This is a genomic window from Aeromonas sp. R2-1, from assembly GCF_040908425.1.
In the GTDB taxonomy this organism is placed as follows: domain Bacteria; phylum Pseudomonadota; class Gammaproteobacteria; order Enterobacterales; family Aeromonadaceae; genus Aeromonas; species Aeromonas caviae.
Genome location: NZ_JBFODR010000051.1, coordinates 82,501 through 100,702, shown reverse-complemented (window position 1 = coordinate 100,702; position 18,202 = coordinate 82,501). Strand labels below are relative to the sequence as shown.

19 protein-coding genes are annotated in these 18,202 nt (G+C 63.1%); 10 read left to right on the top strand and 9 right to left on the bottom strand.

Translation table 11 applies throughout. The features are described 5' to 3' along the window. Positions 1-174: 174 nt before the first annotated feature. Positions 175-1,245, bottom strand: coding sequence for an AI-2E family transporter (locus AB5Y80_RS18210; protein ID WP_323899826.1), 1,071 nt, complete (start codon positions 1,243-1,245; stop codon positions 175-177). Between the two features lie 22 nt (positions 1,246-1,267). Next, positions 1,268-1,537 carry a sulfurtransferase TusA family protein gene (locus AB5Y80_RS18205; RefSeq protein WP_103259863.1) on the bottom strand — a complete coding sequence of 90 codons (270 nt, stop codon included), beginning with the start codon at positions 1,535-1,537 and terminating at the stop codon, positions 1,268-1,270. 127 nt (positions 1,538-1,664) lie between these two features. On the opposite strand from AB5Y80_RS18205, the gene AB5Y80_RS18200 reads away from it, so the two are divergent. Next, entirely contained in the window at positions 1,665-3,119 is a 1,455-nt protein-coding gene (locus AB5Y80_RS18200; protein ID WP_368173311.1) for a M48 family metalloprotease, read from the top strand. Between the two features lie 133 nt (positions 3,120-3,252). Here AB5Y80_RS18200 and AB5Y80_RS18195 read toward each other — a convergent pair whose 3' ends face one another. Next, positions 3,253-3,732 carry a TlpA disulfide reductase family protein gene (locus AB5Y80_RS18195; protein WP_103259864.1) on the bottom strand — a complete coding sequence of 160 codons (480 nt, stop codon included), beginning with the start codon at positions 3,730-3,732 and terminating at the stop codon, positions 3,253-3,255. 60 nt (positions 3,733-3,792) lie between these two features. Between AB5Y80_RS18195 and arsC the strand changes: the two genes are divergently transcribed. From arsC to AB5Y80_RS18180, 3 genes are all read left to right on the top strand, one after another. Next, positions 3,793-4,143, top strand: a complete 351-nt coding sequence (arsC, locus tag AB5Y80_RS18190; protein WP_010674260.1) for an arsenate reductase (glutaredoxin) — start codon at positions 3,793-3,795, stop codon at positions 4,141-4,143. After that, positions 4,140-4,514: a DUF2069 domain-containing protein gene (locus AB5Y80_RS18185; RefSeq protein ID WP_010674261.1), complete on the top strand. Its 375-nt coding sequence runs from the start codon at positions 4,140-4,142 to the stop codon at positions 4,512-4,514. The genes arsC and AB5Y80_RS18185 overlap by 4 nt, the downstream gene beginning before the upstream one ends. Positions 4,515-4,762: 248 nt before the next feature. Further along, on the top strand, positions 4,763-5,833 hold the full coding sequence (locus tag AB5Y80_RS18180; protein ID WP_103259865.1) for a linear amide C-N hydrolase: 1,071 nt from the start codon (positions 4,763-4,765) through the stop codon (positions 5,831-5,833). Positions 5,834-5,871: 38 nt separating this feature from the next. Here the strand turns inward: AB5Y80_RS18180 and AB5Y80_RS18175 are convergent, their stop codons facing one another. Together AB5Y80_RS18175 and AB5Y80_RS18170 are read right to left on the bottom strand one after the other, a co-directional pair. After that, entirely contained in the window at positions 5,872-6,483 is a 612-nt protein-coding gene (locus AB5Y80_RS18175) for an ACP phosphodiesterase (RefSeq protein WP_103259866.1), read from the bottom strand. Further along, a complete protein-coding gene (locus tag AB5Y80_RS18170; RefSeq protein WP_029314324.1) occupies positions 6,480-6,803 on the bottom strand; it encodes a hypothetical protein in 324 nt (107 codons plus the stop codon). Before AB5Y80_RS18170 ends, AB5Y80_RS18175 begins: the two co-directional genes overlap by 4 nt. A 65-nt stretch (positions 6,804-6,868) precedes the next feature. Here AB5Y80_RS18170 and AB5Y80_RS18165 point away from each other — a divergent pair, with 65 nt between their 5' ends. Beyond that, entirely contained in the window at positions 6,869-7,648 is a 780-nt protein-coding gene (locus tag AB5Y80_RS18165; RefSeq protein WP_103259868.1) for an ABC transporter substrate-binding protein, read from the top strand. A 58-nt stretch (positions 7,649-7,706) separates the two neighbouring features. Then, a complete protein-coding gene (gene iadA, locus AB5Y80_RS18160; RefSeq protein ID WP_103259869.1) occupies positions 7,707-8,837 on the top strand; it encodes a beta-aspartyl-peptidase in 1,131 nt (376 codons plus the stop codon). A gap of 82 nt (positions 8,838-8,919) precedes the next feature. Here iadA and AB5Y80_RS18155 read toward each other — a convergent pair whose 3' ends face one another. Further along, positions 8,920-9,822 (bottom strand): lysine exporter LysO family protein, encoded by a 903-nt coding sequence (locus AB5Y80_RS18155; protein ID WP_041215456.1) that lies wholly within the window; start codon positions 9,820-9,822, stop codon positions 8,920-8,922. Positions 9,823-10,354: 532 nt separating this feature from the next. Between AB5Y80_RS18155 and AB5Y80_RS18150 the strand changes: the two genes are divergently transcribed. The 4 genes from AB5Y80_RS18150 (at position 10,355) to AB5Y80_RS18135 (ending at position 13,506) form a co-directional block, all read left to right on the top strand. Next, positions 10,355-11,125, top strand: a complete 771-nt coding sequence (locus AB5Y80_RS18150) for an ABC transporter ATP-binding protein (protein ID WP_010674267.1) — start codon at positions 10,355-10,357, stop codon at positions 11,123-11,125. Between the two features lie 65 nt (positions 11,126-11,190). Then, complete coding sequence (locus AB5Y80_RS18145) at positions 11,191-11,964, top strand: ABC transporter substrate-binding protein (protein ID WP_010674268.1); 774 nt, start codon at positions 11,191-11,193, stop codon at positions 11,962-11,964. Positions 11,965-12,069: 105 nt separating this feature from the next. Further along, positions 12,070-12,810: an ABC transporter permease gene (locus tag AB5Y80_RS18140; protein ID WP_010674269.1), complete on the top strand. Its 741-nt coding sequence runs from the start codon at positions 12,070-12,072 to the stop codon at positions 12,808-12,810. 3 nt (positions 12,811-12,813) lie between these two features. Continuing rightward, the gene (locus AB5Y80_RS18135) at positions 12,814-13,506 is read left to right on the top strand and encodes an ABC transporter permease (RefSeq protein WP_010674270.1); all 693 of its coding nucleotides are present in this window, start codon (positions 12,814-12,816) and stop codon (positions 13,504-13,506) included. Positions 13,507-13,564: 58 nt separating this feature from the next. Here the strand turns inward: AB5Y80_RS18135 and AB5Y80_RS18130 are convergent, their stop codons facing one another. From AB5Y80_RS18130 to AB5Y80_RS18120, 3 genes are all read right to left on the bottom strand, one after another. Beyond that, positions 13,565-14,206, bottom strand: coding sequence for an energy-coupling factor ABC transporter permease (locus tag AB5Y80_RS18130; protein WP_368173310.1), 642 nt, complete (start codon positions 14,204-14,206; stop codon positions 13,565-13,567). Between the two features lie 94 nt (positions 14,207-14,300). Next, positions 14,301-15,143, bottom strand: a complete 843-nt coding sequence (pflA, locus tag AB5Y80_RS18125) for a pyruvate formate lyase 1-activating protein (RefSeq protein WP_010674272.1) — start codon at positions 15,141-15,143, stop codon at positions 14,301-14,303. Between the two features lie 75 nt (positions 15,144-15,218). Beyond that, positions 15,219-18,158: an EAL domain-containing protein gene (locus AB5Y80_RS18120; protein WP_368173309.1), complete on the bottom strand. Its 2,940-nt coding sequence runs from the start codon at positions 18,156-18,158 to the stop codon at positions 15,219-15,221. Between the last annotated feature and the right edge of the window lie 44 nt (positions 18,159-18,202).

The following is an 18,202-nucleotide window of genomic DNA, read 5'->3' as shown; positions in this document are numbered from 1 at the left end:
GACAGATCCTTGTCGGTGGGTAGGCAGTGGTAACGAATCAGACCAGCGTAGCAAGTCAGACGGATGTCGGTTTTCAATTAAACCCGACAAGGCAAGCATGAGCCAGCGTCACGGAGGTGCTGCTGGTGGCCGGTATCTGGAAGGGGCGAGACCCGGCCTCGCCCCTTGCCAGGGTCAGGGGGCGGGGCGGGGGAGATCTTCCCGCTTGGGCCAGGCGTTGAGCACCGCTTTGACCAGGGTGGCGAGGGGAATGGCGAAGAAGACGCCCCAAAAGCCCCACAGACCGCCAAACACCAGCACGGCGATGATGATGGCCACCGGGTGCAGGTTGACCGCCTCGGAGAAGAGCAGGGGGACCAGCAGGTTGCCGTCGAGGGCCTGGATCACGAGATAGGCCACCATCAGCCAGGCGAAGTCGGGGGTCAGCCCCCACTGGAACAGGGCCACCATGGCCACCGGCACGGTCACGGCGGCGGCGCCGATATAGGGGATGAGCACGGAGAAGCCCACCGCGACCGCCAGCAGGGCGGAGTAGCGCAATCCCATCAGGGCGAAGGGCACATAGGTGGCGATGCCGACGATGACGATCTCGATCACCTTGCCGCGGATGTAGTTGATGATCTGGTCGTTCATCTCCACCCAGACCCGGTTCACCAGGGTGCGGTTGCGGGGCAGGAAGCGGCGCATGCCCCCCATCAGCACCTGTTTGTCCTTGAGCATGAAGAAGACCATCAGGGGCACCAGGATGGCGTAGATGAGGATGGCCACCACGTTGATGAGGGAGCTCAAAGAGGCACTCACCAGTTGTTCACCGCCGGTCAGGATGCGCTGGCGAATGTTGTCGATGATGGTCTCCACCAGGCTGACGTCGATGATCTCGGGGTATTTTTCCGGCAGGGTGCGGACATAGTCCTGGGCATGGGCCAGCATGGCGGGCGCCTCCTTGGCCAGGTTGACCCCCTGGCTCACCAGCGTCGGGATGAGGCCCAGCAGCATCAGGGTCGTCACCGTGATGAACAGCAGCAGGACCAGGCTGGTGGCGACGGTGCGAGAAAGACCGCCCCGTTGCAGGCGACTCACCGGCCACTCCAGCAGATAGGCCATCACCAGGGCCACCAGCAGCGGTGCCAGCAGATCCCCAAACAGCCAGAGCACGGCAAAGCAGAAGACCAGCAGCAGGAAGAGGGTGACGGCATCGGGGTCGGAAAAACGGGTCTGATACCAGCGCTTCAATACATCTAACATCGAGGCTTCCTTGAATGGCGGCTCACGGGGTGGGTGGCATGGGCTCGGGGGTGAGCAGGGCGTCCCGGGGGGGACGGGCAACGACGAGCAGCAGGGAGAGGCGGGCAGCTGACTCTTCCCGGGTCTGGACATGGTGACCCTGACGGCGCAGATAGGCGGGAATGTCCTGCCGGGAGCCTGCATCCCCGAGCTGGATGCACACGGATTGACCGGGCCGGGCCTGGCGCAACCAGAGCTTGAGCCGGATGAGGGGCTCGGGACAACGCCAGGGGGTCAGGTCGAGCTGTTCCATGAGAACTCCATCGCGTGCGTGGCGGTCATTATGGCCGTGATGAGAGGATGAAACAACGCTTGTGGGCCTTGAATGGCAAGGGTATTCTGCCGATGCCCGCTGGGGTCTGATTGGAGATAGAGATAACGTGGCACGTTTTTCCCCCCTGATAGCATCGCTTCCCCTGTTGGTCACCCTGATGGGGGCGACCTTCCACGCCCAGGGGAGCAACCAGTTGCCCGACATCGGTACCGCCGGGGTCGCCGCACTGCCCATCGAGCAGGAGGTGCGCTACGGCAACGCCTTCATGCGTTTTGCCCGGGCGGGCCTGCCCATCATCGATGACCCCGTGCTCAACGAATACATCGACGATCTGGGCCAGCGGCTGCTGACCAATGCCGACGGGGTGCGCTTCCCGTTCACCTTCTTCCTCATCAACGATCCCAGCATCAACGCGGCGGCCTTCCTCGGTGGCCGGGTCAAGGTGCACACCGGCCTCTTCCTCTACGCCGAGAGCGAGAGCGAGCTGGCCTCGGTACTGGCCCACGAAATCACCCACGTGACCCAGCGTCACATCGCCCGTTACATGGAGGCACAGGCGAGCAGCTCCGCCATGACCCTGGCCGGCCTGGTGGGCTCCATTGCACTCGCGGTGATCAACCCCACCGCCGGCATCGCGGCCTTGCAGACCACGCTTGGCTTGTCGATGCAGTCGGCCATCAACTACACCCGGGACAACGAATACGAGGCGGATCGCATCGGCATGAAGACGCTGTATGACGCCGGGTTCGATCCCATGGGCATGGCCAACTTCTTCCAGAAGCTGGCGGCGGAGTACCGCTATGCCAGCAAGCCGCCGGAGATGCTGCTGACTCACCCCCTGCCGGAGACCCGGATCAGCGAAGCCCGTGCCCGGGCCGGGAGCTATGGTGCGCGCGCCCTGCCGCCGAGCCTGGACTTCTGGCTGGCCAAGGTGCGCATCCAGGTGCGCTATGGCACCGAGACGCCCCAGGCGCTGCTCACCTACTTCGACAGCCGCCTGCAGAAGGGGGACTACCCGCTCAAGGATGCGGCCACCTACGGCAAAGCGCTGGCGCTGCTGCAGCTCAAACGTACCGATGAGGCCGACGCCCTGATGCAGGAGCTGGCGACCCGTCACCCGGAGGATCTCTTCGTGGTGGATGCCCTGACCGACATCGATCTCGCCAAGGGGCGCAGCGCCCAGGCCATCGCCAGACTGGAGCGTTTCCGCACCCGGATGCCGGACAACGAGGTGGTGGTGGTGAACCTCGGCAACGCCTATCTGGAGGGGGGCAACTACAAGAAATCCATCGCCATCCTGGACCCTTATGCCCGGGAGCACGACGAGAACAGCCTGGCCTGGAGCCTGCTGTCGGACGCCTACCGCAAGGCGGGCAGGATGACGGACCTGCACATGGCACGGGCGGAGACCCTTTCCCTGCGCGGGGACTACCAGGCGGCCATCGACGAACTGATCGTGGCCCGGGGCACCACCAGCGACAAGCTGACCCTGGCCCGCATCGAGGCGCGCATCACCCAGCTGGAGCGGGCCAAGAAGGATCTGGACAGCCTCAAGGGCTGAGTCCGGAGCGGGTTGATGGCAGGCGGGGTGCTCCTTTGGGGGCACCCCGCCTTGTATTGCAGGCTAAAATCGGGCCTTTCATCGGTTTCAACGCCTCTTGATGATGAAGAAATGAGAGTGATGGATAGCTCTGCTATGGGGCGTTCACCAGGCGGCGTTTTATCTCGCCTATCTTCTGCTCGTCCAGCTCCCCCACCAGGGTCTCCAGCAGCGTGCCCCTGGCATCGAGCAGATAGCTGGTGGGCAGCGCCCCGGGCCTTGGGAACGGGAGGCGGGCGTCGTCATCCGGGATCATCAGGGGAACCCTGATGGCGTGGCGCTGTGCCAGCTCGGTCAGTTCGGCGGGGGAGGCGGGGTCATAGTTGATGGCGATCACCCGGATCCGCCCTTCCTGGTGCAATGTTGCCAGCAGGGGCATCTCCCGCAGGCAGGGGGCGCACCAGGGGGCGAAGTAGTTGACCAGCAGCGGCTTGCCACCGAGATCCGCGAGGCTGACCTTCTTTCCCGCGCCGTCGGTGAAGTCGGGTGCCGGGCTGCAGGCCCCCAGCAGGGTTGCCACAATCAGCCAACAGATCCGTTTCATTTCCATAGCCTTCCCGCTTACCCTGACCATCCGTTTCCCCTACAATAGCGCCATTTCTTGTCCCATCTTGCGATTAATCAGGGAGTTATCATGAGCGAGACCCAAATCTACCACAATCCGCGCTGCTCCAAGAGCCGTGAAACCCTGGCCTTGCTGGAACAGCACGGGGTCGCCCCCGAGGTGGTGCTCTATCTGGAGCAGGCCCCGAGCGAGGCACAGATCCGCACCCTCCTGAGTCAGCTTGGCTTCACGGATCCCCGACAGCTGATGCGCACCAAGGAAGATCTCTACAAGGAGCTGGGGCTCGGCGAGGTGAGCGGCGATGACCTCATTCGTGCCATGCACCAGCACCCCAAGCTCATCGAGCGCCCCATCGTCATCAAGAACGGGCAGGCCCGCATCGGCCGTCCGCCCGAGCAGGTGCTGGAGATCCTCAAGTGAGCACCCGCTTCGCCCGTCTGCTGACCCTGGCCGGTTTTTTCGGCCTGCTGGCCTGGGTGCTGCTCTGGCACCTCTGGCTCTCGCCCCACCCCGACCTCAATCCCTGGCTGTTGCCGGTGATCTGGACGGTGCCGCTGCTCTTCCCCCTCAAGGGCATAGTGCAGGGCAATCCCTACACCCACGCCTGGGGCAATTTCGTGCTGATGCCCTACTTCCTGCACGCCCTGACCCTGATCACCACGGATGAGGGGGAGCGGTGGCTGGCGGTGGTGGAGCTGGTGCTCACCACCCTGGCGTTTGTGGGCACCATCTATTATGCCCGCCTGCGCGGCCGCGAGCTGGGGCTGAGTATCCGCAAGAAGGAAGGCTGAGCCCCTCCCTGTCCGCCTGCTGGCGGGCAGGGAATGTGTCTGAAATTGACGCAAGCCAGCGAATGGCATCTGGCGGTATCGCCCCGAAGTGGCTTGCTTATCTCTTTGATTAATTTATGGATATTGATCGCTGATTGGCAGGGAAGTGCCTCTGTTGGCAGATCTGTCACCTGGCTTGCCAGTCTCAGTCAGCCCCTGTTATGCAAAAAGGGGTATGCTTGTGTTTTCACCAGACTCGAGTGATCCACATGACAATCCTGCGTTCCCCCCTGTTGCACAAGACCCTGCTGGCCCTGACCGTCTCCCTCTCCGTCAGCTCCCTCGCCGATGCCTGTACCCGCGCCGTCTATCAGGGGGAGGGGGCGCTGGTGGTGACCGGTCGTACCATGGACTGGCGCAGCGCCATGCCGACCAATCTCTGGGCGCTGCCCCGTGGCATCGCGCGGGAAGGGGAGGCTGGTGCGCACTCCATGACGTGGACGTCGCGCTACGGCTCCGTGGTGGCGGCAGGCTTCGATGCAGGCACTGCCGACGGCATGAACGAGAAGGGGCTGGTGGCCAACCTCCTCTATCTGACCGAGTCCGAGTATGTGACCCCGAGCGACAAGGATCCGCGCAAGACTCTCTCCATCTCGCTCTGGGCCCAGTACGCGCTGGACAACTTCGCCACCGTGGCCGAGGCGGTCGAGGCCCTGTCGAAGGACGAGTTCTATGTGGTGACCACCCTGACCCCGGATGGCAAGCCGGGCCAGCTGCACCTCTCCCTCTCCGATGCGAGCGGCGATTCCGCTATCTTCCAGTACGTGGGGGGCAAGCTGCAGATCTACCACGACCGCAGCTATCAGGTGATGACCAACTCGCCGACCTTTGACAAGCAACTGGCCCTCAACGACTACTGGGAGGAGATTGGCGGTCTCACCATGCTGCCCGGCACCAACCGCTCGGCGGACCGTTTTGCCCGCGCCTCCTTCTACATCAAGACCCTGCCAAAGACCGACCAGGCCAACGAGGCGGTGGCCGGGGTGATGAGCGTGATGCGCAACGTCTCGGTACCCATGGGGATCAGCACCCCGGATCAGCCCAACATCTCCACCACCCTGTGGCGCAGCGTGGCGGATCAGCAGCATCGCCGCTATTTCTTCGAGCTGACCCATCTGCCCAACACCTTCTGGGTGAGCATGGACAAGCTGGATCTCGCCGCGGGGGCCCCGGTGCGCAAGTTGCCCCTGACCGAGCAGCAGCTCTATGCGGGGGAGACGGCGGAGAAATTCGTCCCGGCCATGGCGTTTCGCTTCCTGCCGGCCAGCCCCAAGGCCTGAGCGTTCCCCCGATGACAACGCCCCGCTCGGGGCGTTTTTTATGGCGGGGATGAGGTGGCAGTGCGGTGGGCGGCGATCTGCGCCTCGCAAAAGCGCATCAGCTCCGGGTAGAAGTGCAGGAAGGCGTGCTCGGCCTCGGTCCAGCGAGCCTGATCCAGGGTGTGGAGCGCCTCCCCGAGCGGCACGGGGCGGCGCAGCCGACGACCGATGCCGTTGAGGGCCGCCCCCACCCCTTCCCGGTACTGGTAGGAGGCCAGCCAGTCCTGCTCGGCCATGCGCCGCAGGGCCATCGGCAGGCCCTGTGGCAGGCTGTGATGATCCAGGAGAAGCTGACCATAGCTCTGCGCCAGAAAGCGGGGCAGGGGGGCTGCGCTGAACCTCTGCCAGTGCTGGCTGAGCCAGTGATCGTAGAGCATATCCACCACAATGCCGCCGAAGCGGCGCCAGGGGGGGGCGAAGCTCGCCACGGCGGCCCGATGGGCCGGGTGGGCATCGGTGAAGGCGTCTATCTTGCGGTGCAGCCAGATCCCCTCGTCGAAGTGGTCAGCCAGACCCGTCGGTAGCGGACCCTTGATGAAGTCCCCCAGCAGGTTGCCGGTGAGGGAGCTGCCGGTATGGGCCGCCAGATGGAGGTGGGCGAGAAAATTCATGGGATGGGGCTCGCGTGCCTGGGCGTGAACGGGTGATCCGAGCCTAACGAATCGTGGCCGGATTGACCATGGGCAGGATGTTTCATCCCCAAGTCCCCTTGCCGGGCAAATTTGAGGCGTGGTAAGGTGCTTGCCATCTTTGTCACAGGACGCGACAAATCACCATGATGCGCAAAGCCAGAGGCTTTTTTCTGGCCTTCTACTTCAAGCCTTTCTATCTCTCCGAGTGGTTCGACGAATAGGTCGAGGCCCCGGAGCAGTTCATTGACGCCCATGGCGGCGTAATCCCGCTCATCTGCAATTTGCCGTTTGTTGGCCATCGCTTGCCTCTGCCTGCGATGCCTTGACCGCGCCTGTGCGCTTTTTATGTAATGGAGTACTCACGATGAAGACCACACTGACCCTGTCAGCCCTTGTTGCTGCCTGTCTGCTCGCCACCCCCGTCACCGCCAAGGAGTGGAAGACGGTACGCTTTGGCGTGGAGGGGGCCTATCCACCCTTCTCATGGACCGATGCGTCCGGAGAGATCAAGGGATTTGACATCGATCTTGCCAACGCCCTGTGCCAGCAGATGGCCGTCAGGTGCGAACTGGTGGCCCAGGATTGGGACGGCATGATCCCGGCCCTGCTGTCGCGCAAGTACGACGCCATCATCGCCGCCATGTCGATCACCGACGAGCGGCGCAAGAAGGTCGACTTCACCGAGAAATATGCCCACATTCCCAACCGCTTCGTGGCGGCCAGGGGCACCGAACTGACGCTGACGCCGGAAGGGATGGCGGGCAAGCGCATCGGCGTGCAGCGGGCCACCACCCACGACAAGTACCTGACCGACAACTTCGGCTCCAGCGTCACCATAGTGCGTTACGGCAGTGCCGATGAAGCCTACCTCGACCTGAAGGCGGGACGGGTGCTGGCCCTGCTGGCAGACGCCTCGGCCATCGAACAAGGGTTGCTTGGCAAGGAAGGGGGCGACAAGTTCGACTATGTGGGGCCGGCCCTGACCGACCGTCAATGGTTTGGCGACGGCATGGGGATCGCGGTGCGCAAGGGGGATCAGGATCTCAGGGCCAGGCTGAACGACGCCATCAAGGCCCTGCGCGCCAACGGCAAGTATCAGGAGATCAACCGGAAGTACTTCAAGTACGATATCTATGGCGGTTGATGGGTAACAGTCGGAGGGAGCCTGCTCCCTCCTTTTTCATGCAGCAAGGAGAGATCCCATGTTGACCCTGATCGAGGGTGCGCAGATCCATAGTCCGGCCCCGCTTGGCCAGCAGGATCTGCTGGTGGCGGATGGTCGCATCGCCTGGATGGGCAAGGGACTGACGGTTCCGGCCGACTGGCCACTGACGCGGGTGGACGCTGGCGGCCGCTATCTGGTGCCCGGACTGGTTGACCCGCTCGCCCATATCACGGGAGGCGGCGGCGAGGGAGGCTTCGGCTTTCGCACGCCGGAGCTCTCGGCAAGGGAGGCCCTTGCGGCGGGGGTCACCACGCTCGTGGCGGCGCTCGGCACCGACAGCCTGACCCGCAGCCCGGCCCAGGTGCTGGGGAAGGTGCGCGAGTTTCGAGAAGCCGGGGTGAGCGCCTTCATGTACACCGGCTCCTACCACCTGCCGGTCAAGACCCTCACCGGCACGGTGGAGTCGGACATCATGCTGATCCCCGAGGTGCTGGGGGTGGGGGAGGTGGCCATCAGCGATCACAGATCCAGCGCCCCCACCCACGACGAGCTGGCGCGGCTGGCGAGCGAGGCGCGGGTGGCCGGGCTGTTGTCGGGCAAAAGTGGCGTCAGCTTCTTTCACCTGGGGGATGGCCGCGGGGCGCTGGCGCCCCTGCGGGCGTTGCGGGATGACACCGACATACCGCTTCGCCAGCTCTACCCCACCCACTGCAACCGCAATACCTGGCTCTTTGCCGAGGCCATCGAGTGGGGTCGGGCAGGCGGCTGGGTCGACCTCACCACGTCGAGCTTCCCGGACTTGCTGGACGACGGGGAGCGGCTCGCGGCCGACGCCCTGGTGGCGTTGCTGGCGGCCGGCGTGCCCGTGGATCGCATCAGCTTCAGTTCGGACGCCAACGCCAGTCTGCCGCGCTTTGACGGCGAGGGGCGACTCATCGAGCTGCGCTGCGGCCAGATAGGGAGCCTGTGGCAGGAGGTGGTGGCGGCCTGCGGCAAGGGGGTGGCGCTGGAGACGGCACTGGCGGTAGTGACGGCCAATCCGGCCAGGGCGCTGGGGCTTGCGAGCAAGGGTACTCTGGGGGTAGGGCAGGATGCGGATCTGCTGCTGATCGATCCTGATACGTTCGCCATCGAGCGGGTGATGAGTGGGGGTCGGTGGCGCACCTGAATACCGGCGCCTGTCATCCAGCCCGCTCAGTTCATCAACAAAAAGCCCGGCAGCAGTGCCGGGCTTTGTCGTGCCATGGGGCTCAGATAGCCAGGAACCCCAGGATCAGAATGGGGCCGAGCAGACTCAGGATAAAGCCGGAGACGATGGCCACCGGCACCACCTGGATGCCGCCGGATTTCTGGATGACAGGCAGGGTGAAGTCCAGCGCCGTCGCGCCGCCGTAGCCGATGGCGGCGCTGGGGTGGCGGCGCATCAGCACCGGGATGATGAGGATGGCGATAAGCTCGCGCCCCAGATCATTGATGAAGGCGGCGGAGCCCAGCACCGGGCCCAGCTTGTCCGCTACCAGAATGCCGGAGAGCGAATACCAGCCAAAACTGGAGCTCATCGCGAGGCCATGGGCAAAGGGCATGCCGAGCAGCTGGGCGGCCAGCAGGCTGCCGAGCCAGCTGCTGAGGATGACGGTGAGCGCGATCTTCATGCCCCAGGGATTGAGCAGGATCTGGCGCAGGCGCATGCCGGAGTTGCGCATCTGGATGCCGATGAGCAAGAGCAGCAGCATCAGGGCCCACTCGCTCAACTTGTCGATGGGCAGGGCGCGCAGGTCCACCACCAGCCCCAGCAAGACGCCCCCCAGCACCACGAAACAGAGCTGGAGGGATTCCCACAACAGGTGCAGCTTGCTCGGCATCTTGCCGTCACTGGCCTCGTGGGTGGGGGGGCTGCGCTTGTCCAGCCACCACAGGGCCAGCAGGTTGCAGAGGGTAATGGCTGCGAGCATCACCCCTGCCACCTTGAAGATCACTGCTAGGTTGCTGCCCAGGTTCTCCACATAGGCCAGCCCCAGACCCATCAGGAACAGGATGAGGTAGACCATCTTGCCCAGGGACTGGTTGACCAGCTTGATCAGACGGGCGGAAGAGAGGGGAACCAGATAGCCGATCACGAGCGGCAGCAGGATCAGCAACACATTGAGCAACATCGGGGCCTCGATCACAAAACGTGGAAAAACGGCACCTTATCACGACTTGTTGCACCTGTGTCACGGATCTGTGCATCAGCATGGCCCATACGGGACTTTTTTATCATATTGTTGTGTTTTTTGATGACAGTCGGCTCTGTACGCAAACGGGGAAAGAGGGCCACATCACCTGAGAAATCAATTTCATCCCCATGAAATGACGAGAGAAGGGGAATCTGCCCGGGTGAATAAAGTCCTTTTGGATGACATCTGGCGGATATGGTGAAATATGCTTGCTACCAGTGCGCTGCGGGTATAAAAGAGCGGTAGGTAAGGTGCGACAAAAAATGGATTTTATGCAGACAAAGTGCTGAAAAATACTCAATAGGCCAATAAAAATACAGATAAAACACCAAATACCTCGGTTCTGTATTGTTTTTTCACTACCTCAATGATATTTTCGCTGAAGGTTGCCATCGGTTAACGTTTTGTTAAATGGACGATGGTGGAGTCACGCCGAAGCGGCGTCTAGGGACAGACAAGGTTGTAATGGATGAGCGACGTTGCCGCACTGGAAGTTCGTGATCTGCACAAGTATTTTGGCACCCACGAAGTGCTCAAGGGCATCGATATGACGGCCCACAAGGGGGATGTGATCTCCCTCATCGGCTCCTCGGGTTCGGGGAAGTCGACCTTTCTACGCTGTATCAATCTGCTTGAAACCCCCTCATCGGGCAGCGTCTCCCTCCATGGGGAGCTGATCCGGATGAAAACCAGCCGTTCCGGCGAGCGCCTGCCGGAAGACATGCGCCAGGTGGAGCGTATCCGCAGCCGGTTGGCCATGGTGTTTCAAAGCTTCAATCTCTGGTCCCACATGACCATCATGCAGAACATCATCGAAGTGCCCATCCAGGTGCTCAAGGTGCCCCGTGCCGAGGCCATCGCCAAGGCGGAGCATCTGCTCAACCGGGTGGGGCTGTGGGAGCGTCGCGACTATTATCCCGGTCACCTCTCCGGCGGTCAGCAGCAGCGGGCCGCCATCGCCCGGGCGCTGGCGGTGGAGCCCGAGGTGATGCTGTTTGACGAGCCTACCTCGGCCCTCGACCCTGAACTGGTGGGGGAGGTCCTTGGCCTGATGCGCGAGCTGGCGGAAGAGGGGCGTACCATGATGGTGGTGACCCACGAGATGTCCTTTGCCCGCGACGTGTCGAACAAGGTGATGTTCCTGCACCAGGGGCGCGTGGAGGAGGAGGGCAATCCCAAGGAGATCTTCGCCCATCCCAAGTCGGAGCGATTCAAGCAATTCATCTCGTCCATCTATTGATGGACGGGATTCAATTTCAACCATCCGTACTTTCAACGATCGACGTGTTTATCAAGGAGAGATACATGAACAAGCTGATGCTGGCGACTGCCGTGATGACGGCCCTGTGTTCCGGTAGCCTGATGGCCAAGGAGTGGAAAGAGGTGCGGATCGGGGTGGAAGGGGCCTATCCCCCCTTCTCCTGGACCGAGCCGAGCGGCGAGGTGAAAGGCTTCGACATCGACATCGCCAACGCCCTGTGCGAAGAGATGAAGGTGAAGTGCACCCTGATCAAGCAGGACTGGGACGGCATCATTCCGGCGCTGCTGTCGCGCAAGTATGACGCCATCATCGCCACCATGGACATCACCGAAGAGCGCAAGAAGAAGGTGGACTTCACCCAGAAGTACCAGCACATCCCGGCGCGCTTCGCCGCCAAGAAAGGGACCGAGATCCAGCTCGACAAGGCCTTCATGGACGGCAAGACCATCGCCGTGCAGCGTGCCACCTCCATGGATACCTACATCACCGACAACTTCCCCAATGCCACCATCAAGCGCTACGGCACTGCGGATGAAGCCTACCTCGATCTGAAATCCGGCCGTGTCGACTACGTGATGGCCGACTCCGCCGCCATCAGCGACGGCCTGCTGAAGAAGGAAGGGGGCGATGCCTTCGAGTTCATCGGCCCGAAACTGACCGATCCCAAGTGGTTTGGCGAGGGTGCCGGCATCGCGGTGCGCAAGGCTGACAAGGATCTGAAAGAGAAATTCAATGCCGCCATCCTGGCCCTGCGTGCCAATGGCAAGTACAAGGAAATCAACGACAAGTACTTCGACTTCGACGTGTACGGCGAGTAAGCCGACGTAAGGCGAACAACGACAGGTTGATCCCGTCAGTAGTCATCGGGCCCGTTGCCTTCCGCTGGGAGTGACGGGCCCGATTGCGATGGAGCTGCATTGCATATGTTTGATTTGAAAGGATACGAAACCTCTCTGCTGGAGGGGGCCTGGATCACCCTGGAGGTGGCGCTTGCCTCCCTGCTGCTGGCCCTGGTGCTCGGCATGCTGGGGGCCCTGGCCAAGCTCTCTCCCTACAAGTGGGCACGCGGCATCGCGGCGGCCTACACCACCGTCATTCGCGGCATCCCGGATCTGGTGCTGATGATGCTGCTCTTCTTCGGCGGCCAGGTGCTCATCAACGGGATCTGCACCTGGGTCAACGAGGCATACAACAACCACCTGCTGGCGAGCAACCCGAACCAGGAGTGGGTCTCCCTGCTGCCCGATTACATCGACATCAGCCCTTTTGCGGCCGGGGTCGCCACCATCGGCTTCATCTTCGGCGCCTACATGACCGAGACCTTCCGCGGCGCCATCCTGGCGGTGGACAAGGGGGAGCTCGAGGCAGCCCGTGCCTTCGGCATGCGGGCAAGCCAGGTCTTTGTGCGGATCCTCTTTCCCCAGATGATGCGCCACGCCCTGCCCGGGTTTGGCAACAACTGGCTGGTGCTGCTGAAAACCACGGCTCTGGTCTCCATCATCGGGCTCGATGACATGGTGCGAAAGGCGTCGCTCGCGGCGGGCTCGACCCAGCAGCCTTTCACCTTCTACATGGCGGTGGCGCTGATCTTCCTGGTCTTCACCGCAGTCTCTACCTCGGCGCTCAAGTGGGCCGAGCGTCACTACGCCATCAAGACGAGGTAAGCCATGGATTTCTCGATCATTCTCAAGGAGTGGCCCACCTACTGGGAGGGGCTCTATACCACTATCTGGCTGGTGGCCGCCTCGCTCATGCTGGGGCTCATGCTGGCGGTGCCCATGGGCATACTGCGCAACAGCCGCAACTGGTTGATAAAGGGGCCAATCTGGGCCTATATCTACTTCTTCCGTGGCACCCCGCTCCTGGTGCAGCTCTTCATCATCTACTACGGTGCCGCCCAGTGGGAGTGGCTCAAGAACAGTGCGGCCTGGTCCCTCTTCTCGGAAGCCTGGTTCTGTGCCCTGCTGGCGTTCACTCTCAACACCGGCGCCTACACCGCCGAGATAGTGCGTGGCGCCGTGATGAACATGCCCAAGGGGCAGATAGAAGCGGCAAGCGCCTTCGGCATGACCCGCTGGCAGACCCTCACCCGCATCATCCTGCCCAACTCGTTTCGCCGTGCGCTGCCGGCCTACAGCAACGAGGTGATCTTCATGCTGCAGGGGTCGGCGGTGGCGGGCATCATCACCATCGTCGATCTGACGGGGGCCGCGCGGATCATCAACTCCCGCTACTACAGCCCGTTCGAGGCGTTCCTGACCGCAGGTCTGCTCTACATGCTGCTCACCTTCGTCATCGTCTGGTTGTTCAAGAAGTGGGAAGCCCGCTGGCATGCCCACCTGCGCCCGCGCAGCGTCTGACTGCCAGCAGAGAAAAAGCCCGCAACTGCGGGCTTTTTTTTATGGGCCACGGGCAGGCTCAGCGCCCCAGGTACTCCCTGTCGAAGAAGGTGTTGACCCAGTGGGGGCGATAGACGGCGAGCAGGGTCATGGTCATGCCGTTGAGGAGCGCCTCGGGGAAGAGCAGCAGCGGCCAGATGGAGAGGTAGTCGGCGCTGATGGTGTGCCAGGAGTAGGTGCCGCTCACCCCCATCAGCAAGGCGCTGGCGATCACCTTGGCCGAAATGCTCAGCGCCCCCCCGAGAAATGCCGCCACGAACAGATAGACGAAGAGGTGGCGAGGCAGCCAGGCCCAGCTCCCCAGAAACAGCAGCCAGCTGGTGGCCACCGGCAGGGCGACGCCGATGAGGGCTTGCCAGCCGATGTCGGTCAGGGGGATGACCCCGAAGTAAGCGAGGACCAGCAGGGTGAGGCAGGGGGCGAGCAGGGCGAGGCGCCAGCCCAGCAACAGGGTCAGGCTGGTGAGGCCGAGAAAGTGGATCTCGAGCCCCTCGTGCAACCCGGCCCGCAAGGTCCACAGCGGTACCAGTACGATGGCGCCGCCGAGGCAAAGATGCTGATAGAGCGGGTTGGCGCCAAGGGTGCGCAGCAGGGAGGCGTTCAGACTGAAGGCGAGCAGCACCAGCCAGAGCAGGAGGGCGGCGACTTGTCCTTCACTCATGAGCGGTTCCCCCGGATGCGGCTGTCGGTGATGGCGCCGTGGCGAACGCCGGCGCAATGAAAAGAGGCCGCCCTCTGCCGGGCGGCCTCCTGTCTCAATACTTCACGTTGGGGTGATACTTGCCAAGGATGCCCTGGACCCTGTCCATGGTCTCCTTGCTGGGGGGCTTGATGCCGACCAGATCGTAGGTATCTCCCAGCACGTCCCACTTGTGCTTGCCAAGTTCGTGGTAGGGCAGCAGCTCCACCTTCTCGACGCACTCCCCCAGCTCGGCGATGAACTGGCCGAGTCCTTCTGCGCTCTCGTCATCGTCGGACCAGGTGGGTACCACCACGTAGCGGATCCACATAGTCTGACCGCGGGAGGCCAGGTAGCGGGCGAACTCCAGGGTGTATTTGTTGCTGACGTGGGTGAGGGGGATATGCTTCTCGTCGTTGATCTGCTTGATGTCGAGCAGCACCAGATCGGTGTTGTCCAGCACCCGGTCGAGCAGTTCGTCGTAGTGACGCACGAAACCGTTGGTGTCGAGGCAGGTGTGGATCCCCTGGGCCTTGCAGGCGGTGAACAGTTCGGCGATGAACTCCTGCTGCAGCATGGCCTCGCCGCCGGAGGCGGTCACGCCACCGCCGGAGGCATTCATGAAGTGGCGATAGCTGGTGAGATCCTTCATCAGCTCGGGCACGGTGACCTCGCGGCCGCCCTGGGTGTCCCAGGTGTCCCGGTTGTGACAATACTTGCAGCGCATCAGGCAGCCCTGCATGAACACGATGAAGCGGATGCCGGGGCCGTCGACGGTCCCGCAGGTCTCGACGGAGTGGATCCGGCCAATGATGTCGGTAGTGCCGGTGTCGCTGGCTTCAACGGTCGGGATCCGCTGCGTGCCGGGGGTGGCAGGTCCCTTGGATTCAACGGCGGGGATCCGGTTAATGACTGACATAGACGACTCCAATGGTGCGGACAAGGTTCGAGCGGTCGTTATTTTATGACAGAAAGCCCTATAAATCCTACCAGTTTAGCCCGCAGGGGTGGCACCCAGCAGGCTCTCCAGTGCCTTGACGGGGAGCGGCCGGCTGGTGAGGAAGCCTTGATAATGCTGGCATCCCAGGGCCTTGAGCACGGCGAGCTGCTCCTCTTCCTCCACCCCTTCGGCGGTGACGGTGAAACGAAACACCCGGGCGAGATCCAGGATGGCCTTGACGATGGCCTTGTCCTGTTCGCTGTGGACCAGGGTCTGGATGAAGCTTCTGTCGAGCTTCACCTCGTCGGCGGGCAGATCCCGCAGATAGGCCAGGGACGAGTAGCCCGTGCCGAAGTCGTCGATGGAGATGAGCAGGCCAAGGGCCTTGAGCTGGCGGATCCTGGCGATGCTCTCCAGCCGGTTTTCCAGCACCACGGACTCGGTGATCTCCAGCAGCAGGCGCGACGGTGGCACCCCGGTGTCCCGCAGTATGTACTCCACCTGCTGCACGAAACCGGCGGTGTGGAACTGGCGGGCGCTGACGTTGACCGACAGATGGGGGATGGCGAGACCGTTGTTGAGCCAGAAGCTGTACTGGGCGCAGGCGGTCTTCATCACCCAGTAGCCTATCTCCTGAATCAGGGTGGTCTCCTCGGCGATGGGGATGAACTCCCCGGGGGGCACCATGGTGCCGTCGGCCTTCTGCCAGCGCAGCAGCGCCTCTATGCCCGAGAGCGTGCCGTTGTCGACCCGGTATTGGGGTTGGTAGTGCAGCACCAGCTCGTTGTTGCGCAGGGCATCGCGCAGCTGGTTGTTGAGAGAAAGCTTGCTCTTCTCTTTTTCCGCCATGGCTTCACTGAAGAAGATATGGTTGCCCTGGCCCGCGCGCTTGGCCATGTGGACGGCGGTATCGGCCTGCTGCATCAGGACAAGGTGATCCTTGTCGTCATCGCTGAACAGGCTGATCCCCACGGAGGCGCTGCAGTGCAGCTTGTGATCGCCGATGTCGAAGGGGGCACGGAAGATCCCCATCAGCTCCCGGGCAAAGTGCTCCGCCAGGATCTTGGCGGTGATATAGCCCTGGCCCAGCGCCGTGAAGAGCAGGGCAAATTCGTCACCCGAGGTGCGGGCGAGCACCAGGTTCTCCTGGGGCAGGGACTTGAGTCGCACCACCACGGCCTGGAGCAGCAGATCGCCGCAGGCGTGACCGAGGGAGTCGTTGATGGATTTGAAGTTGTCCAGATCCAGCAGCAGCAGGGCCCCCCACTGGCCACTCGGGGTCTGCAGGGTGCGCTGCATGATGTCGGTCAGGCTGCGCCTGTTGTAGAGATCGCACAGGTCGTCGTAGTAGGCGAGGCGCTCAATGTGGCGGGCGGTCTCCTTCTCCTGGGTGATGTCGTGGAAGCTGCAGACGAAGTGGCTGATCTCCTCTTCCTCGTCCTTGACCCCGCTCACCATGAGCCGCACCGGGAAGAGGTGTCCCTCCCGGTGCAGACATTTTTCCTCCCCGAGCCAGTATCCCTGCCGGTTGACCGCCGCGATCACCTCCTCCTTGAGGGTGTCGCCATAGTAGGTGGGCCTCAGGGCATCGATGTGCAGGCCCAGCATCTCCTCGCTGGCAAAGCCGGTGATGCGGCTGAAGGAGGCATTGACCTTGAGGATGATGCCCCCGTGATCCATCACCAGCAGGCCGTCGTGGGTGTTGAAGGCCACTTCGGCCAGGCGCAGGGCATCGTCATTGGCCAGGCGCTGCAACTCGCTGGCGGCCCGCTCGCGCTGTTCGTAGAGGACGTCCAGCAGTGGCGCGGGATCGGCCAGAGGGGTGGCGAGCAGCAGGGTGAGCTGCCCCAGGGGGAGACCGTTTGGCCCCGGGAAGGGGATGCCGACATAGGCCTTGGCGTCGAGGGCCAGCAGCTGGCTGGACTGGGGATAGCGCAGGGCCAGATCTTCCACGTAGAGGCTCTGCCCGTGCTGGAAGATCTCCCGGCCCGGGCCGATGTCCATGGGCATGGGTTTGACGACGGCGAAGGTCTCCCCCTCCACCACGCAGCGGGGAATGAGCCAGAGATCCTGGCCGCGAGGCTGAAACTCGCCGATCCAGCCCATGTGGGCACCGCTCAGGCCCATTGCCCAGCGCAGCAGGGCGCGGCAGTAATCGTTGCCGGTCAGGTTGGCAAGCCCCGGGGGAGGCGCGAGGTCCGGGGCGTCGGTCGCCACGGGGTCCGGCTGCCAGTGGCCGAGCAAGCGGGCGCAATGACGTACCAGTTGCAGGGTGTCATCGCTGATGAGGGTGCTCTCGGCATACTCCAGGCTGAGCACGCCGATGAGCTTCTCCTGTTCCAGCAAGGCGCCGTCCAGGCGGGAGCAGACATTGGCATCGGCCAGGTAGTAGTGCTGGCTCAACATGGGCTGGTGGGCCGCCTCCGAGAAACTCAGGGCGCCCCGGGCGCGCAGGGCCCGGATGTAGCGGCTGTCTCCGCGAATGGCACCGAGCGCGTCCACCCCCAGGGTGAACACCGGGGTCAGCTGCTCGCCGCCCAGGGCGCCATGGGCCTGGTAGTGCCAGAGGATCAGGCGATCGGCCCCCAGGCACTCCTTGAGGCTCTCCAGCATGGCGTCATACTGCTGCTGGCTGGCCATCTGGCTCAGGCGCGGCAGTTGCAGGGACAGGCTGGCGGCGCTCTCCTGGGATTGGGTCTGCAGGCAGATGAGCCAGAAGGCGTCCTGCTCGTGGGAGAGGGAAATGTGCCAGAGGAGGGCGTCAAAGCGCAGCACCAGCTTGCCCCCCTTGCCGCTGGCCAGCCGCTGCTCGATGGGCTGGCGCAGGGCGTCCGGCAATTGGGCCGGCCAGGCACTGCGGGGCTCGTCGAGCCAGTGGAGCGGCGTCTGCATCACATCGGTCAGGGCGACCAGCCGTTGACTACGGGTATCCAGGCGGAAAAACAGGGGCGCCTGGCTGGCGGTCGGAAGATGGCTGAGCGCGGTAGACGACATGAACTGACACTATCCTGTTGAGCAATTGTCGGAGGGCAAGAATA

Bases quoted from the DNA above. Each gene is read 5' to 3' on its own strand.
- AB5Y80_RS18130 (WP_368173310.1), bottom strand. From the start codon at position 14,206: ATGAGTGAAGGACAAGTCGCCGCCCTCCTGCTCTGGCTGGTGCTGCTC.
- AB5Y80_RS18150 (WP_010674267.1), top strand. From the start codon at position 10,355: ATGAGCGACGTTGCCGCACTGGAAGTTCGTGATCTGCACAAGTATTTT.
- arsC (WP_010674260.1), top strand. From the start codon at position 3,793: ATGAGCGAGACCCAAATCTACCACAATCCGCGCTGCTCCAAGAGCCGT.
- AB5Y80_RS18205 (WP_103259863.1), bottom strand. From the start codon at position 1,537: ATGGAACAGCTCGACCTGACCCCCTGGCGTTGTCCCGAGCCCCTCATC.
- AB5Y80_RS18140 (WP_010674269.1), top strand. From the start codon at position 12,070: ATGTTTGATTTGAAAGGATACGAAACCTCTCTGCTGGAGGGGGCCTGG.
- iadA (WP_103259869.1), top strand. From the start codon at position 7,707: ATGTTGACCCTGATCGAGGGTGCGCAGATCCATAGTCCGGCCCCGCTT.
- pflA (WP_010674272.1), bottom strand. From the start codon at position 15,143: ATGTCAGTCATTAACCGGATCCCCGCCGTTGAATCCAAGGGACCTGCC.
- AB5Y80_RS18175 (WP_103259866.1), bottom strand. From the start codon at position 6,483: ATGAATTTTCTCGCCCACCTCCATCTGGCGGCCCATACCGGCAGCTCC.
- AB5Y80_RS18180 (WP_103259865.1), top strand. From the start codon at position 4,763: ATGACAATCCTGCGTTCCCCCCTGTTGCACAAGACCCTGCTGGCCCTG.
- AB5Y80_RS18170 (WP_029314324.1), bottom strand. From the start codon at position 6,803: ATGGCCAACAAACGGCAAATTGCAGATGAGCGGGATTACGCCGCCATG.
- AB5Y80_RS18145 (WP_010674268.1), top strand. From the start codon at position 11,191: ATGAACAAGCTGATGCTGGCGACTGCCGTGATGACGGCCCTGTGTTCC.
- AB5Y80_RS18210 (WP_323899826.1), bottom strand. From the start codon at position 1,245: ATGTTAGATGTATTGAAGCGCTGGTATCAGACCCGTTTTTCCGACCCC.
- AB5Y80_RS18155 (WP_041215456.1), bottom strand. From the start codon at position 9,822: ATGTTGCTCAATGTGTTGCTGATCCTGCTGCCGCTCGTGATCGGCTAT.
- AB5Y80_RS18195 (WP_103259864.1), bottom strand. From the start codon at position 3,732: ATGGTCAGGGTAAGCGGGAAGGCTATGGAAATGAAACGGATCTGTTGG.
- AB5Y80_RS18120 (WP_368173309.1), bottom strand. From the start codon at position 18,158: ATGTCGTCTACCGCGCTCAGCCATCTTCCGACCGCCAGCCAGGCGCCC.
- AB5Y80_RS18135 (WP_010674270.1), top strand. From the start codon at position 12,814: ATGGATTTCTCGATCATTCTCAAGGAGTGGCCCACCTACTGGGAGGGG.
- AB5Y80_RS18165 (WP_103259868.1), top strand. From the start codon at position 6,869: ATGAAGACCACACTGACCCTGTCAGCCCTTGTTGCTGCCTGTCTGCTC.